Here is a 16164-nt window from a genome sequence, read left to right as displayed (position 1 = left end):
TCCACCAAATAAATCAACTACATAAAAGTAAAATTTGGGTCCAATAAGAAGGAAAAAAACAGCGTGGGCCCAATCTGGGTCCATTACGCTGCATTCTCCTCTTTCAGTACGAGAGAGGCCACCTTCTCTCCTGCCTCTCGCTTTTCATCTCCAACTGTTTGTGCGTATGTTGCCAGCGTCATATCCGGTGTGGAGTGACGCATCAACTCCATGCTGACTCTCAGACTTGCTCCGCTTGAGAGAAGCAGGGAAGCGTAACTTCTTCGCAACGTGTGCCACCCTAGCTTTGGCTTATCGATCTCTGCCGCTTTGATGGCAGGACCAACGTTACGACGCCAGAGGGTACCGGGCCATAGTGGTTGCTTACCGAAGTGAAACTCGGAAGCGAACACCCAGTGGCCGGGTTCTGTTGAGGATGGCAGCTATCTCAGAAGGTTCAAGAATCTCAGGCTCTACGGCCTGTCTCCTTGCTTGCCGTACATTGGCAATGAGATTGGTAGGGTGCATTCATGACGCATACCGTGTCGGAATGCTGCACTGAACACTTCTCTGACTTTGGCTTTCGATCCGTTGGCTAGTGGGAGAGACTTCAGCCAATCTTCCACAGCGATTGCCTTCACCTGGCCGAGTAGGAGACTGCCCCAGTTGGGAAGAATGTAGTTGGTGAAGATATACAGATAAGCCTTTGCGTGGTTTTGCGGCTTTGCCAGAGCCCTCACCAGGTTCGCGTTCCTTGTAGTGCTGCACAAGTTCGGAAATGGTAAGTTTGGTTGGTTCTGGGGTGACCTGCGAGACTTCCACGCAGGGCACTGCCTTCTTTTGTGCCTGTGTCTTTGTCAGTTCTTTGACCGTTCCAAGAATCCGCTTCTTGCGTATTCCTGATTGACGCCAACGATAGACCCAAACATCAGGTCCGTTGCTTGGTACGAGTCCTGCACAGGTATTAGGATTCAGCAGCTTCCAGCACGCCCTTGGGATTCGGGTACTGAAGCCGATTGAAGTCCAGCCTTCCGAAAAGCCGTTCCATTCATCAGTGACTCCACGATTCGTTTCGAGACGTCGATCGCTTCCGCATACTGACGACACCAGAGGCAAAGCGTCGAAGGCAGCGGAGACACACGACAAAGGCAAGAGAGGTCAGCGCCACAGGCCGCGCTGACCGTGACCCTTCTGAAGCCATCTTTGCCGGCGCCGCTTGCGGATGTTCTTCGAACACCTTGTGATCCTCTCATGCCCCAAGGCTTTCTATTTCCAGCCTCCATAATGGAGGCATCGGGTACCCTCCTCCACTTTCCTTTCTTTTGCCGGATAAAACATTTGGAATGTCATGGCGGCTTCGCTCTCAGATTATGATTTCTGCCTCTGAGCCAGCAGGAACAGCGCGAGTTTCAAAACCCATTCAGCACCTTGACGGCCTCTTCTATATCGCTAACAGCAGGAGGCACCTGAAGAGTCTTTCCCACAAAGGCGGACCGTCTAGTCAGCTCTTCCTGGCTGGGCGGTTTTCCGTTGATCAAACAACTTAAGAGTTTTCATGCGAAAGCCTCCCGAGCGGGAGGCTTCACATGATTTCCATGTTTGTTTACCGCGAGGTAACCGAGGGTTCAGTCTCTGAAGTAAACGTGCTCATCGGCAACGAGCTGGAGTTATACAGATACGAATCCACATAGGATTTCCATCCATACCGAATATATTTCGGAGAAGCTACCCCAGGTGCACGCGCAACAATGGTTGTTCGTTGACCAACCTGCTCAATCGTTGTCGTTGCAGCGACAAACTTATGGTCTGCACCCGCAATCTCAAAACCCTTCACGGATCCATCCGTGGAGTGAAGATGATCGGCGTGTGAAAACCAAGCCCGAATGCTGTCCCCTTCTGTGGTCGTGGTTTCGAAAAGTGGCGATGTATATTCCACCTTCTCGCCGTAAACCATTCCTAAGGCGGCCTTACTAAGGCGCGCCGCCACCGTCTGCTTGTCCGCCGGATGCGCATTGTCGTCTATCCTGCCTATGTCCAGAGAAACCGCCATGGCAGTATTTCTCAGTTCAAGTGCTTCTCTCTGCGCGTTGCGAATAACACCCCAGTAGTTGCGGTTTCCTACGCTCGAGAGCTGGACATACAAAAATGGAAGATTGGGTTGCTGCCACTGTGACCGCCAGTCACGAATCAGCGCTTCCAGTCGCTGCTGATAGGTAGGGGCCAGCATGTCAGCAGCATCCGCCTCACCTTGATACCAAAGAACACCTTTGACGGTGTACATCGTGAGCGGAGCAATCATTCCGTTATAAAGCGTTGACGGAGTAAAGTCCGCGTGCAGCGCGTGATTTCTGTTAGGCTCTGGTGCCATATCGACGGGACCGCTTCTCACGGCGACCTTGGCAGCATACGACATTACATTCGGAAGGCTTGAATAGGTGCTGCCAGTTAGACTGATCCACGATTGCACAGCTGTTCCACCCACGGCGGCCTCGATGATACCCACCGGAACATGCTCTGCTTTCGAGATCTCGCGCCCGAAGAAATATCCAAGAGCGGAGAACTCGGCTGCGGTATCCGGAGTACATAGGGTCCACTGCTCAGGAATGTCGCCCGAAACGACAAAGGAGGCGTGCTGGTCTTCTCGCAAAAGACGAAGCTGTGGCTGATTCGCTGCAGCGATCTCTTTTTCGCTGTCCTTGATCGGCATATCTGCCGCAAAGCCCTTGAGCGGCATTTCCATGTTGGATTGCCCCGAAGCTACCCAAACATCGCCAACCAGAATGTCCGTCCTCACGACCGGCTGCGCAGTTTTCGTGCCAGTAACGGTTAGCGTGTACGGTCCTCCCGCCTGTTCCGACTGCAACCATGCCACCCACACTCCGCGAAGATCCGGCTGGGCCTGAATGGATTGGCCGTGAAAACTAACCGTGACCTTCTCCTCTTTATCCGCCCATCCCCAGATGCGAATCGGCTCTCCGCGCTGCAATACAGCATGGTCAGACAACACATGCGGAAGCTGAACCTCAGCGTGTGCAGGTAGAGCAGTTGCTAAAAAAGAGGCAGCGATAACGCTGCCCCTGGAAAGATATTTCAGTGCGCACATGACTATTCTCCGATCATCTCAATAGCGATAAAGTGATTCATGCAATAGACCCATAGAGTTGCAGATTGCGGTCTACGGATCAAGCGGATCGATTGCGTCCGCATGCAGCGACTCGATGCTGTAGAGATATTCTGCATCCGTGTCCGAGAGCTTCTTCATCGCCGTGTAAGGAACATAGCCAAGCTCACGCTGGCATCGCTCCACAAACGTTTGCGAGACGATCACCTCCAACTGTGAATTGCCAGTAGTCACCAGCGCCTTTTGGCTCATCGGAATACCGTAACGATAGATGAGCCGGGCGGCATTGCGCAGGTTCGTCGTCGTATGACGAGCGTGCGGTTCAATCAGAATCGCCTCTGCCGGAACATGAAACTGCTCAATCAAAGCCTTCTTCATCTCAATCGCTTCGCAGTAGGGCGTCTGTGACGGGTGCACGTAGCCTCCCGAAACAATAATCAAAGGCGCCTTACCCGCATGGTACCGCTCAGCAGCCATCTTGGTAACGGCTAGTCCCTCAGGCGACAGTGGCACACCCGCCTCTTCAGGCCCCCAACCGGGAACGAGGATGGAGGTGTATTCGTAGCTGCGCCAATCAATGCTTGGGATGTGACGCAGCGCAGCCCTGTTCTCTTCCTGAAGAGGCTCAAATCGTGCCGCCTCATCGCGACGGTTCATCTTCAGCAGCTCGACAGCCACATCCAGCGTCGGCTCGAAGAACAGCTTCGAATCACTCGCCGTCTGCTTCACAACATTCAGAATGCGGTCCTTAATCTCTGCGGAATTCGGATCGATGGAGATGCTATCGATCTTCGGGAAGCGCGGCGCAGTGCCTGCTCCGTAGACATTCAAAATATTATTGAGCCCACGCGCAGAGTCCTCCCACGCATTGACGAGCAGATCTTCCGGCGCAAGCGATTGGTCCAGTATGCGCAGACCGCTCGCCGGAATTACCTCTTTCGCCAGCTTCTGCAGCGCACTGCTGGTGGAATACGCCTGGCGAAGAGCGCGCGAAACATCATGAATCTCTTCATCCGTCCAGCCAACCGAGTTGACCAGGCAAGTTACATTCTTTCGGCACGACTTGAGAGACCGTTCGATAAACCGTTCCCGTCCCAGTGCAATCGCCTTCAAGCTCGGCTGTGCCTCTAGCGCCGCAGAGACCGCCGACTCCGACTTGAACTTAGCCAGAACATAAAAGTTCTTCTCGACAAGAGCATCATGAAACTGCAATGGCTGCCTTACAGGAGCCGTTGCTCCCTGCATAGGAATGCTGGCCGTAAAGGCCAGCATTCCCAGGACTGCGAGACAAATTTGACGCATCGAGTATTTTTCTTCTCTCTGAAGCATGGTTAGAAGTAGAACCGTCCACCAATCTGCAGACGCCGAGGAGCACGTGCCGTAACAACATTGCCAAAATTGACATTAGTGTAAGTGCCATTGACCGCACTGTTGCAACCACTTGTTGTGCAATTTGCATTCAGATGGTTGAACAGGTTTTCCGCTTCAATCATGCCTTCAATATGGTAGCGATCCTTGATGGTAAAGGTACGCATCACTCTGGCGTCAATCTGCTGGAACTTCGGTCCGCGGAAGCTGTTGCGCTGCATGAACAACGGCCTGTCATTGGTTACCAGATCGCCATTCAGGTCCGCCCCTGCAAGCGGGTTCAATGGATATCCGCTGTTCAGCATCGTGATCAACGAGGTCGTGAAGCCGCTTGCCCACTTCAAAGCACCTGCGTTGAACTGTGTCTTATAGGTGCCACGGAACGTAAAGTAATGACGCAGATCCGAGGAAAGGTTCCCATAGTCTTTTGAGAGGTTAGATGGATCAGAAACAGCAACACCCGTCTGATCTGCAGAACCTAACGAATGCGAATACGAATAATATGCAGTGAAGAACAGGCCATGGCTCATACGGGCGTTCACTACAGCATCGAGGCCATGGTAGTTCGTGTCAGAACCCGAACTGTACATATTGATTGCACCGTAGGAGCTGTTAGGGCGGTTTGTCGTGTTGTAGACAGGACGGCCATCTGCGAGAGAGCTCACAGGAGCACCAAGATTTGTGTCGTGAAGATACGTTCCGAAGTGCGAAGCAACAAACATGTACTGCACTCGTGCCGTGATATTCGCTGTCAACGCGTGCTCGAATTGCAGGTTGGCGTGCTCGGCATACATGATGCGGAAATTCGGATCAAAGATCAGCAGAGTCGGCTTTGCTCCAAACGTGGAGCTGACGGACGTCGGCAGATTCGGATAGGTAGGTGCGGTGGCAGCAGTGCCCGCTATCGTGTAGCTCTGCAAACGGGTTCCGTCCTGCGATGCCGCGTTTGTGAAGAACGTCATATTGGGCGTATCGAAAAACATGCCAAATGCACCACGAACGATCGACCTGGAATCAGCAGTCGGACGCCACGTAAATGCAAGCCGCGGAGCGAAGTTGAGGTTGCTGCTACGAACATTACGCGCCGGCACATAGGCTGCTGTCTCTTCCAGCTTGGGAAGAAATATCTTTTCGTAGCGAATACCGGCATACAAAGTGAACGTGTTCGTTATGCGATATTCGTCCTGAAGGAATGCAGAGGTCATCTTTGCATTGCGACTAATCGACGGATTGCCAATATCCACGGCCAGCGTTGTATAGGTGTACGGCTTTCCAGTCGCCGGATCCGTCAGGCCCCGCTGAGTATACAGATACTGATTCAGCGCCGATACTGCCGGATAAGTGCCGGATTTCGCCAAGCCTCCAAACGTAAATAAACGCGAGAGTTGTGCCTGATTGAAGTAGTTGATGGACGAAAATGTTCCGCCCATTTTGACGAAGTGACGGCCATGCTGCCATGACAGGTTATCAACGATCTGATTACTTGATTCTATGTTGTCAATGACCGTGGAATTATTGCCAAGATATGCAACGCCGGTAATGTTTGTATATGCGTCAGCATTCGTAGTGGTCTGTGCAGGTACACCCATCTGCTCACGGCGGTTGATTCCATACCGCAGCTCGTTCAGAAGCATGGAAGAAAACGTGGTGGCCAACTGTAGTTCTCCACCGTCCATCGCATCGGTGTAGTTCACGGAACGACTGGGCGTGTAGAGGCCACCCGAGTTGAAGTAAGGCTGCCAGTTATGGAATTTGGCATAGCGAACAAAGCCAGAGTTGCGGCTGTTCATCGTGTAATCAACACGAAGGCTCGGCGTATCGTAGGTCTCGCCCGCAGGAGGCGCAATCAGCGCTTCCGAAGGCAGGCTCAACGCCGCGGCGTTCGCTGCAGTAATCGTTACAGGAACCGGTAATGTGTAAGGATTATGTTCGAAGTTCGCAAAGAAGAAAACGCGGTTGCGAACAATCGGCCCTGACGCATTGAAGTCATACATGTACCAGCTCAGATTGTCCTTCGATTTACCCAGACCAGGAATTGCCGACAGCTCCTTCGGGCGATTCAGATACATGCCTGAAGCGTGAAAAGCGTTCGATCCTGAGCGGGTAATCAGGTTGGACTGACCACCTACGGTAAAGCCATACTCGCTCTGGTAGCCATTCGCCATCACCTGCACTTCACGGATCGTCTCAGGCGTATTGATCACAAGACGGATCGGAGACGTATTACGACGTGCCGTGTCGTCCAGACCATCCACGTTCCACGTGCTACGCAACAGGCCGCCAAACGAGTAGCTGGGCGTGCCGAACGTGCTGCTTGGAACTCCCTTTGCACCGGGCGTAAACAGAAACAGGTTGTACACATTGCGCGAGGGCTGCGGAAGATCGTGCATCTCCTGCTCACCAATCACTCCACCCACCGATGTATTGCTTTCGGTCAGAATCGAGGCATCCGCAGTAACAACGACCTCTTGCTGTACGCCCGATACCGCCAGCTTGGGGCTGACCGTAACCGTCGCACCAACCGCTACCGAAACGCCGGATGCAACATATTTGGCGTAGCCATTGGCAACAACAGTAATCTCATACCGCCCAAGTGTTACTAGCGGGAACCGGTAATAGCCATCTTTTCCGGACTGTGTTTTTGTGGACACGTTCGTGTCAGTGTTCCGAATCGTGACCAGTGCTCCGGGAATAGTGCCTCCCGTGTTATCGGTCACATACCCGTCGATTGCGCCATCAACCGCATTGCTTTGTCCAAGAGACGGTATTGCACCGAGGAACAGTGACAGTACGAGCACGAGTAGCCATTGACCGAGCCGCACACTCGGCGCCTTCCGCGACGCTGACTGAGGTCCGATCGGCCCCTGGGTGAGAAGAGAAGATGCAAGCGTATGAATCATGAGTGAACCTTTCATGGAGCCAGTTATTGTTCCACTGCATCTGCGTGTTGCGAAGACATGCTCAATAGCCAACTGCATGTTCGGACACCAAGGCAGAATGTCAACCTGCCAAGTACCCTATACAACTAGTCGTTCAATCAGCAAGTTAAATTTTGCTTAACTTTCGTTACAGCCAGCCTCCAAGCGTTCACGTTGCCTGCGGATGAGAGAAATTGATTGGGGGATGTATAAGGAACGCTCTGAATGCAAAGGACATCGCGGCAGACAACGCTGTCGTCGCAAGCTTTTCTAGCTGTACTGAGGGATTCTCTAGGCTTGGGCGCTATTGCCTACAGAAAGGTGCAACACTGCGCGATAGCGGTCGCTGCGATAGCAGGATTGCCCGGTTTCAATTGGTTTCCCCTGTGCGTCAAACGAGGTACGGGAGATGCAAAGCAAGCTCAAACGCGGCACAACCTGCAACAACTGCGCTTCCGCTTTCGTCGCGGCTCTTGCTTCTATCACTTCGTCTGCTGAAGCAAGGCGTACTCCATAACGTTCTTTGAGCACCTGATAAAGAGAATTCACTTCGAAATTGATCTTCTCAATTCCCTCAAAGCGGCTCATGGGCAGCTGCACTTCTTCGATCACGATCGGCTCGTCATTCACAATTCTCAGGCGACGGAGCATCATTACTTTCGACCCTACTTCGATCTTCAGACTCTCTGCGACCTGCGGTGCTGCCACCCTGATTTTTTTCTCCAGCACCCGATTCGTTGACTGCAAACCACGTTCACGCATTTCGGCGCTGAACCCCATCAGGTGGGCGATCTTTTTTTCAACCTTTTGCGTTCTCACAAACGTGCCACGCCCACGCTCGCGAAAACTTAAGCCCTCGGCAGTAAGCCCCTGCAATGCCTGCCTTGACGTCATACGGCTAACGCCGAAGAGTCGTGAGATCTCGGCTTCGCCGGGAAGCGGATCGCCTTCCGCGAGCACGCCACGCTTTATCAGTTCCCTAAGCTGGCGCTGTATCTGAAAGTAGAGGGGTTCGAAGCTTTCCTTATCCAACGGTCGAACATTTGACAATCCAGACCGCGTCGAACTCCTATTGCCCTTTCGCATTCGTGTGACAATTCCTTCTTTGCGGCGAAAGCTGGTTCCAGCCTCGACGTTCAAGGTTTGTTAAAAGGATCAGATTGCCCTGCTCATTACAACAATAGCAAAGATCAACACGACAATACCGCTTCCCATCCAGATTCGGGCCTGGCGCGGTGCGCATTTCCATTCTCCCGTTGCAAATCCGACAAAATTTGCCACCAGTAACCCCGTTGCGAGGCTCAGCGGCCAACCCACCGATGTTCCCAATACACCTAGCCGCAAGGTGGCAGCCCCATAAACGAAAATGCTACCGCCCCACAGTACCGCCATACACAGCGATAGGATGTAGAGCTTCAGGCTTCCGGGTTGCGCGAACTTCGAGGCACTTTTGTTTACGAGCAGCAGATAGACGCAATAACCCAAGTTGGAAACGGCGCCGCCACCAAGCATGATGAACCAGATTAGATTTGTGCTGGCGAACGGACTCAAGCCATGCTCTTGTCCCAACTGACTAATGGGCTGCGACATGGCAAATCCGATGTTAAAGACCGCAGATAATACCCCCGATCCCAGCGCCAACAGGAAACCGATATGAAGTGGTCGGGTCTTGCCAACGAAGTCGCGCTGCACGACTACGACACTCTTCTCGCGAAGAAACCCTCCTCGGCCACACAAAACGATACCGAAGATTTCGACCGCGACGCCTGCGAGCAGAATGGTTCCCGAGCGATCCCGCAGTTTCTCTGGATGAAGAATGATCATCGGAAGCATAGCTCCAAGGGCGGAACTGGTAGCAAGAACAAAGGTGTTCGCCATTGAGATTCCGATTGCACTCACTGCTTGTCCGAACATGATGGCCCCGAAGCCCCACGCCAATCCTGTTGCGAGAGCCACGAGCTCAAGCCGGACGGGAATATGGGCGATGACATTCCAGCTATGTGGCGCAGAGACGGCGATGACCGCTGCCGGCAGCAGGAGGCATGAGCCAACAATAAATATCGACCAGACGTTCTCCCAGGACCATTTACCGAGAAATCGCATAGGTAGCGTGAAGGTTCCATTCATCAGCCCGGATACAAGGCTCAACAGAAGCCCTGCCAGAAGTGCGTTCTGCATCATCGTGTCAGCTCCAGCCATTCAGGTGTGCTCTCAACAAACTACACTATACATTCATACAGCTCTACGATATGCTGGCATCCTAAGAATAGAAAAGGTAGGTTGAACCAACTCATGCCACAGATTCTGGAAACGATCCACCGCAAACTTGTCGTGTCCTGTCAAGCCATGCCGGATGATCCTCTGGAAGATGATGGCGTGCTACGCCGCATCTCACAGGCCGTCGTCGCTGCCGGAGCAGAGGCACTGCGGTTGAATGGTGCTTCTCTGATCGGTGCCGTTCGTGAAGACACATCGATCCCGATTATCGGGATCGAGAAGCGTTACCAGGGAACCTCACTTCGCATCACTCCTACCTTTCAAGACGCAGTTGCACTTGCGCAGGCCGGGGCCGACATTATTGCTTTGGACTGCACGGACCGGGTTCATCCATTTGGCGAACCCTGGCGGCAGATGGTCGAGCGTATCCACGGCGAACTGGGCGTGCTTGTAATGGCCGATATTGCGACGCTGGAGGAAGGCATCGCAGCGGCAGAGGCGGGGGTCGACCTCATCGGACCTACGTTGAATGGCTACACCGAGGCCACAAAGAACAGCGCAGGCTTCGACTGGAAGCTGCTACGGGACTTGCAGACAAAAACCGGACGCCCGGTAATTGCAGAGGGCAGAATCAATACGCCGGAAGATGCAAGACGCGCCATCGAAGAAGGCGCCTGGAGCGTAGTGGTTGGGAGCGCGATTACACGTCCCGGCACAATTACGCGTGAATTTATCAAGGCTGTGAGCGCGGCAAAGAAGGAGGGCTCCGCGCGATATGCGATCGGGGTCGACATCGGCGGGACAACAATCAAGGCAGCGGTCGTCTCAGAGGATGGCTCGATATTGTCACCGATACGGCTGGCCACTGATGCGTCTCTCGGACGGGAAGGAATTGCGGCCAACCTCAAGGTTGCAATCTCACAGTCATTGGCGAATGCAAAGGCATCGGAGCTTCCGATTGAGGGTATTGGCATCGCCACGGCAGGCGCGGTAGATCATCGCGACGGAAGCATCTTTGCAGCAACGGAAAATCTTCCTGGGTGGACGGGTTTTCCTTTGCGAACATTTGCGGAGGATTGCTTTCATCTTCCATGCTTCGTTATTAACGATGCACACGCCGCCGTCCTCTCAGAGCAACACTTCGGTTTTGGAGATGGCCTAAGGGACTTCGTCGCCATCACGATTGGAACCGGCATCGGCGGCGGCATTGTCTCAAACGGCAAGCTCTTGCTTGGTCAGCATGGCTTTGCAGGCACTCTCGGTCATAGTGTTATCCAAGCCAACGGTCGCCCGTGCAATTGTGGGCGGGCTGGTTGCCTTGAAGCTTATGTTTCCACGGCAGGTCTTATCAGGGAGTACAGCAGACTCAGCGGTTTTATACCGGAAGATGACATCGATGACGCCGCAATGGCATTGAAAATCAATCAACTCGCGTGTCGCGGTGATGAAGCAGCCCAGGAAGCCTACAAGGTGTTGTCTCTGTATCTGTCGGACGCAATCGCAAACCTATTCAACATTCTCGACCCACAAGTTGTTCTTCTCTCGGGTGGGCTCATTGAAAGCTACCCGCAGTTCATCGCAGACGTTGAATCGCAGGTCCATCAGAGTTTGCACTTCGGAGAGAAACGGTGCCCCCAGGTACGCGCAGCGAGTGCTGGAAAAAATGCTGGCATTCAGGGAGCAGCAACCCTCGTCTTCGAGGCGAATAAATATTAGGGGATTTGGTGAGAACGTACCAGATGAGGGTGCGTTCGATTCGTTAAGGAGTATTTCAATCTCTGATTGAATAGCTGTATGAAACTCAAACTGTATTGCTCATGTCTTAGTGCATCGGCAAAACGCAGATCATGTATGCGCGACGCTTCTCAGTAGACGTGAAAGACACGCTGAGCAAACGATTAGGAAAGAATTCACCAATGGAAATTGTTATTCAGCCTACCGCAGCGGCTGCAACTACCTTGGCGGCGCGCTTGTTTGCCAAAGCGATCCGGCAGAAACCTGCTTGTGTACTTGGGCTGGCAACCGGTAGTACGCCTCTTGCCCTTTATCGAGAATTGATTGCGCTAAACCTTGATTGGAGCAAGGTCACGACGTTCAACCTCGATGAGTATGTTGGCCTTCCACCTGAACATTCACAGTCTTACCACCGATTCATGCAGGAGAACTTATTCCAGTATGTGACGATCGACAAGGGAAACGTTCATATACCCGATGGGCTGGCAGAGGACATCCCGAAGTTCTGCGCGGATTACGAAACAAATATCGTCGAGGTTGGCGGCATCGACATTCAGCTTCTCGGGATCGGCACAGACGGTCACATTGGCTTCAATGAACCTACGTCTTCGTTGGCTTCGCGGACACGAATCAAGACGCTGACGCAGCAGACGCGTCGGGACAATGCTCGCTTTTTCGGGGGTGAAGACGAGGTGCCGCATCATTGCATCACAATGGGTATTGGAACGATTCTGGATGCGCGGCAATGTGTGCTGCTGGCCTTTGGCAAGGGTAAGGCGCACGCGGTGGCAGACGCAGTCGAGGGAGCGGTGAGAGCGATGAACCCTGCCAGCGCATTGCAAATGCATCCCAACACGACCGTATTCCTTGACGAGGATGCAGCCTCGGAGTTGAAGCTGGTGGATTACTATCGCTGGGTTTATGAAAATAAGCCGGAGCGCGCAGATTGAACATCGCGGATTATTCCGAGTGGGATTGTCTTCACCTTCGCGGCGGCTTATAACCTGGTGCGGTTAAGAAGACTGGTTCCTATCCCGTCGCCGATTGAAGGGGCGCGATGGGGAGCTTCCAATCAGTCAGGCACAGGAAGTATGTGTAAGGAAGCGATAAATCCTCCGGACCCGAGCCCTTACCTTGCGAAGCGATGACGCTTGTTCTGGAGGATGACTTGCTTCGCAAGCGATATGAGCTGTTGGTCAGCATTCCAGGCATTGCACAGGTAAGTGCTATGCAATTGCTTGCAGAACTGTCTACCCTGCCGTCAGACCTCACTGTAAGAGAATGGGTCGCACATAGCGGGCTTGATCCTGCCCATGAAATCTCACGAAGCTCAGTGAGGAAGGCGTCTCGCATCAGTCGCACAGGAAATCGTCACTTGAGAAGAGCCTATATATGCCGGCCCTGGTTGCATCCCCTTGCGATCCCTACGCAAAGGCCTTTTCGAAAAACTCCTGGCTCGAAACAAAGCCCGTCTACAGGCACTCCTTGCTGTTGCGAGGAAGCTGCTCCACGCCATCTATGGGATATTTCGAAGCAGGTTGAAGTATGAGGGAACGAAACTCTTTCCACGGATCAATTTGTAATGACATGATCTATTGCTTATCAGAAAGTGGGCCTTCCGGCTCCAACCTCCGTTCAAAATCTGCGGATGTGGACGATACTGGCTGCATAGTCGTTACATGCGCACATAGGCGGTAATTGGGCAGGCTTGGCTCAAAAGCGTCATCATCGACAGTTCCAGCAGGCGGTGCTACTATTTCGCGTTGCATGGAAGCATTTATTCACACAATCGTTCGCATGGTCGCACGCGGCTGGACCAACTTCCTCGCACGCCCCGAGGGTCGGTTGAGTCTGCGATTCTATCTTCAACCGGCCATGGCGATATTGCTGGCGATTCGCGCAGGTATCAGCGATGTCAGGGAAGGGCGTCATCCATTGCTGACATCCATCGTCTGGCACCCGGAAAGGCGTCATGAAGCGCTGAGAAGTAGCTGGAAGCATCTACGAAATGTCTTCATCATGAGTGTTTTGTTGGATGTCGTCTATCAATTGATCACGCATCATTCCATCTACATTCTTGAACTTCTGTTTACTGCCTGCTGCCTGGCGATCTTGCCTTATGCGGTGGTCCGTGGGCCTGTGTATCGCATTGTGTGGTATTTGAAAGGAAGTAAAAGTCTGGCTAACCCGGAATGATCGCAGTTGTCAACTGCCGGAAGACAATATAGGAGTTCATGAATTACTTCATCTCGCGCCACAAAGAAAGGGAGAGGATCATGTCGAACGATGCGAACAGCGAAGATTGGTCGAAACCTTCCGCCAAGGCGATAACCAAGGAGAATCTCGCAAATGCCGAGCAAGGGCGCTATGGCCCCATTTTCCCAAAATCACCGTCCTGTTATGGCTTCTCCATCATTGCCAAAATCATCCCTGGCCGCGAGCCTGTCTTCTACGAATATGCGCGGAACATCGAGAAAGGCGTAGCTCAAAAACCCGATCTTCTCGCTGTGCTCAAACTGCATTACTTGCGTTGGAATCTCTTCGAGATCAACGGCGAGACCTATTTCCAGTACATGGGTATTTTTGACACGGATTTCGATAAATATACCGAAGATGCAGTAGGTATTTTCGCCTCATCGGGCCTGAATACGGTGTTCGAGAATCTGGAGGGCTTTCCGACAGACTGGAAGACAAATGCTCCCGCCTTTATCAAATTCGTTCGCGACCACCATCGCCCGAGTTTTCTCGAATACGGCGAGTATCCGGCCATAGTCGAGCGCGTTCACGCCGATGAAGGGTAGTGCCTCATTCAACGGGGACACTACCGAACATTCGCATAGGGTTTGTCGGCCATACTGTATTTTGATTGATAAAAGATTCTGCGATTTGGGTCCAATCTGGGGCCAATACGGATTGCTAAGGGCTGTCATACGCTTAAAATCACTGCTTTTTGCTTGTATAAGTAATTGAAAATGCGTGCCATAGCATTTTCGCAACGAGGAGGTCGTCAGTTCGATCCTGATCAGCTCCACCAAATGAATCAATCCGTAGCATTGGATAAAGCGGATTGGAGTGGTGATGGCTCTGCTCGCGGCTGGCGCAGTGCTTATCTTCCGACTGCGCGGTGAAGGCTGATCTCAATTCCGGGTTGGATCAGACCGGAGATCTCATCGATTTTATGGAAGGGAATGTTGAGACGCAGAAGGACACGCTCGACGCGGGGCCAGTCTTCGCAGTGGATCACGTTGGCTCCTGACACATCGCGAAGCTCGAACCCTTCCGTGGTCTGACGCAGGATGAGAAGGTTTGCCCGATCGAGGATCAGACTAACGGCTACGCTTCTTATGCCTGTGTCGTGAGCGTCGAGGATGGAAGACATGGAGTGAGACCTTTCCCTGATCTTCAAGAGTAATCCTCATTACAAATTTAGCAATCCCCCAATGGAGCCATACGATCAGGCCCGGTACGCGCCCGATGTGTGGCTCATGTATTGTTATTGTTGCGCGGGATAGATTCCGCCAGATGAGCAAATTAATTCGACGCTATCTTCCGTAGCGACAGGAAATGATTTTAATGACCGCATCGATCAAAGTCCGGCTCAGCGCCATGATGTTTTTTGAGTACTTCATCTGGGGGGCGTGGTACGTCACGATTGGAACGTGGCTGTCGACGTCGCTTCACTTCTCAGGACAGGAAGTTGGCATGGTGGCTGGCACGACCGCGGTTGGCGCTATAGTGGCCCCGTTCCTGGTCGGGTTGGTGGCGGACAAGTTCTTTGCAACGGAGAAGGTGCTGGCCGTGCTGCATATCGTGGGATCTGGACTGCTGATGCTTACTTCGCGGCAGACGAGCTTTGCGATGGTCTATGTGGCGCTGCTGCTCTATTGCCTGTGTTTTATGCCGACGCTGGCGTTGGCCAATTCGATCTCGTTCCGGCAGATGAGCGATCCGAAGGCGGAGTTTGGTGCGGTCCGCGTGCTGGGGACGTTGGGGTGGATTGTTGCGGGAATGCTTGTGGGTAAGCTGGGGTTGGAGGCGTCGGCGCAGCCGCTACAGATAGCGGCAGGGATATCGTTGCTGATGGGACTCTATTGCCTGACGCTTCCTCATACGCCTCCGCTTGCCAAAACGGAGGGCGCGGCGAAGGGAGGACTGTTTCCGAAGGAAGCGATCCTGTTGCTGCGCGAGCGGTCGATGGCCGTATTCGCCATTGCATCGTTTTTGATCTGTATCCCGTTGCAGTTCTATTACGCGTTTACGAACCTGTTCATGAACCAGGTGGGAGTGAGGAACGCAGCCGGCAAGATGACTGGCGGCCAGATATCGGAGACGCTTTGCATGCTGCTGATCCCATGGTTCTTCCGCAGGCTCGGGGTGAAGTACATGCTGGCGAGCGGAATGCTTGCGTGGGTATTGCGCTACGTTCTGTTTGCGTATGGAAATGCGGACAGCCGGATGTGGATGCTGTGGCTCGGCATTGTAGTGCATGGAATCTGCTATGACTTCTTCTTTGTGACGGGACAGATCTATATCGATCACAAGGCGTCGGTTGATCTGCGAGCGGCGGCTCAGGGAATGATCTACTTCATCACGTACGGCCTTGGAATGTTTGTGGGGGCATGGCTGTCAGGTGCTGTGGTGCAGCACTACGCTGTTGGCGCTGGTTTTGACTGGCGCTCGATCTGGATATTTTCAGCGGCGGCGTCAGCGGTGGTGCTTGTCCTGTTTCTGCCTACCTTCCCACGAGAGAAGGTAGGCGATGAGACGCATCTTGGATCGTCCAGAGATGCGGCTGCTGAAGGGGTATCTTCGTAGCGACTTCCAGCT

Annotated in this window: 13 protein-coding genes; 6 read left to right on the top strand and 7 right to left on the bottom strand. The window is 53.0% G+C overall.

All coding sequences use genetic code 11. From position 1 onward, the window contains the following. Positions 1 to 83 precede the first annotated feature (83 nt). The 6 genes from JSS95_06940 to JSS95_06915 form a co-directional block, all read right to left on the bottom strand. Positions 84 to 392 carry a tyrosine-type recombinase/integrase gene (locus JSS95_06940; protein ID MBS1799547.1) on the bottom strand — a complete coding sequence of 103 codons (309 nt, stop codon included), beginning with the start codon at positions 390 to 392 and terminating at the stop codon, positions 84 to 86. A gap of 1190 nt (positions 393 to 1582) precedes the next feature. Beyond that, positions 1583 to 3082 (bottom strand): sialate O-acetylesterase, encoded by a 1500-nt coding sequence (locus tag JSS95_06935; protein MBS1799546.1) that lies wholly within the window; start codon positions 3080 to 3082, stop codon positions 1583 to 1585. 72 nt (positions 3083 to 3154) lie between these two features. Then, positions 3155 to 4402 (bottom strand): YdcF family protein, encoded by a 1248-nt coding sequence (locus JSS95_06930; GenBank protein ID MBS1799545.1) that lies wholly within the window; start codon positions 4400 to 4402, stop codon positions 3155 to 3157. 29 nt (positions 4403 to 4431) lie between these two features. After that, the gene (locus JSS95_06925; GenBank protein ID MBS1799544.1) at positions 4432 to 7446 is read right to left on the bottom strand and encodes a TonB-dependent receptor; all 3015 of its coding nucleotides are present in this window, start codon (positions 7444 to 7446) and stop codon (positions 4432 to 4434) included. Between the two features lie 231 nt (positions 7447 to 7677). Beyond that, entirely contained in the window at positions 7678 to 8418 is a 741-nt protein-coding gene (locus JSS95_06920; GenBank protein ID MBS1799543.1) for a GntR family transcriptional regulator, read from the bottom strand. A gap of 123 nt (positions 8419 to 8541) precedes the next feature. Further along, positions 8542 to 9567: a hypothetical protein gene (locus JSS95_06915; protein MBS1799542.1), complete on the bottom strand. Its 1026-nt coding sequence runs from the start codon at positions 9565 to 9567 to the stop codon at positions 8542 to 8544. Positions 9568 to 9717: 150 nt separating this feature from the next. Here JSS95_06915 and JSS95_06910 point away from each other — a divergent pair, with 150 nt between their 5' ends. The 5 genes from JSS95_06910 to JSS95_06890 all read left to right on the top strand — a co-directional run bounded on the left by JSS95_06910 (position 9718) and on the right by JSS95_06890 (position 14138). Further along, positions 9718 to 11319 carry a putative N-acetylmannosamine-6-phosphate 2-epimerase gene (locus JSS95_06910; protein MBS1799541.1) on the top strand — a complete coding sequence of 534 codons (1602 nt, stop codon included), beginning with the start codon at positions 9718 to 9720 and terminating at the stop codon, positions 11317 to 11319. A gap of 200 nt (positions 11320 to 11519) precedes the next feature. Continuing rightward, positions 11520 to 12287, top strand: a complete 768-nt coding sequence (gene nagB, locus JSS95_06905; protein MBS1799540.1) for a glucosamine-6-phosphate deaminase — start codon at positions 11520 to 11522, stop codon at positions 12285 to 12287. Between the two features lie 194 nt (positions 12288 to 12481). Next, entirely contained in the window at positions 12482 to 12886 is a 405-nt protein-coding gene (locus JSS95_06900; protein MBS1799539.1) for an IS110 family transposase, read from the top strand. A gap of 218 nt (positions 12887 to 13104) precedes the next feature. Next, positions 13105 to 13533, top strand: a complete 429-nt coding sequence (locus tag JSS95_06895) for a hypothetical protein (protein ID MBS1799538.1) — start codon at positions 13105 to 13107, stop codon at positions 13531 to 13533. Between the two features lie 80 nt (positions 13534 to 13613). Continuing rightward, positions 13614 to 14138: a hypothetical protein gene (locus JSS95_06890; protein MBS1799537.1), complete on the top strand. Its 525-nt coding sequence runs from the start codon at positions 13614 to 13616 to the stop codon at positions 14136 to 14138. Between the two features lie 305 nt (positions 14139 to 14443). Here the strand turns inward: JSS95_06890 and JSS95_06885 are convergent, their stop codons facing one another. Continuing rightward, the gene (locus tag JSS95_06885) at positions 14444 to 14716 is read right to left on the bottom strand and encodes a hypothetical protein (protein MBS1799536.1); all 273 of its coding nucleotides are present in this window, start codon (positions 14714 to 14716) and stop codon (positions 14444 to 14446) included. A 194-nt stretch (positions 14717 to 14910) separates the two neighbouring features. Between JSS95_06885 and JSS95_06880 the strand changes: the two genes are divergently transcribed. Continuing rightward, the gene (locus JSS95_06880) at positions 14911 to 16152 is read left to right on the top strand and encodes a nucleoside permease (protein MBS1799535.1); all 1242 of its coding nucleotides are present in this window, start codon (positions 14911 to 14913) and stop codon (positions 16150 to 16152) included. Positions 16153 to 16164: the final 12 nt, after the last annotated feature.

The sequence above is a fragment of the Acidobacteriota bacterium genome (assembly GCA_018268895.1).
GTDB lineage: Bacteria > Acidobacteriota > Terriglobia > Terriglobales > Acidobacteriaceae > Edaphobacter.
This window is presented reverse-complemented; position numbering and strand designations above follow the sequence as displayed.

Bases quoted from the DNA above. Each gene is read 5' to 3' on its own strand.
- JSS95_06935 (MBS1799546.1), bottom strand. From the start codon at position 3,082: ATGTGCGCACTGAAATATCTTTCCAGGGGCAGCGTTATCGCTGCCTCT.
- JSS95_06930 (MBS1799545.1), bottom strand. From the start codon at position 4,402: ATGCGTCAAATTTGTCTCGCAGTCCTGGGAATGCTGGCCTTTACGGCC.
- JSS95_06925 (MBS1799544.1), bottom strand. From the start codon at position 7,446: ATGCAGTTGGCTATTGAGCATGTCTTCGCAACACGCAGATGCAGTGGA.
- JSS95_06915 (MBS1799542.1), bottom strand. From the start codon at position 9,567: ATGATGCAGAACGCACTTCTGGCAGGGCTTCTGTTGAGCCTTGTATCC.
- nagB (MBS1799540.1), top strand. From the start codon at position 11,520: ATGGAAATTGTTATTCAGCCTACCGCAGCGGCTGCAACTACCTTGGCG.
- JSS95_06900 (MBS1799539.1), top strand. From the start codon at position 12,482: ATGACGCTTGTTCTGGAGGATGACTTGCTTCGCAAGCGATATGAGCTG.
- JSS95_06895 (MBS1799538.1), top strand. From the start codon at position 13,105: ATGGAAGCATTTATTCACACAATCGTTCGCATGGTCGCACGCGGCTGG.
- JSS95_06890 (MBS1799537.1), top strand. From the start codon at position 13,614: ATGTCGAACGATGCGAACAGCGAAGATTGGTCGAAACCTTCCGCCAAG.
- JSS95_06885 (MBS1799536.1), bottom strand. From the start codon at position 14,716: ATGTCTTCCATCCTCGACGCTCACGACACAGGCATAAGAAGCGTAGCC.
- JSS95_06880 (MBS1799535.1), top strand. From the start codon at position 14,911: ATGACCGCATCGATCAAAGTCCGGCTCAGCGCCATGATGTTTTTTGAG.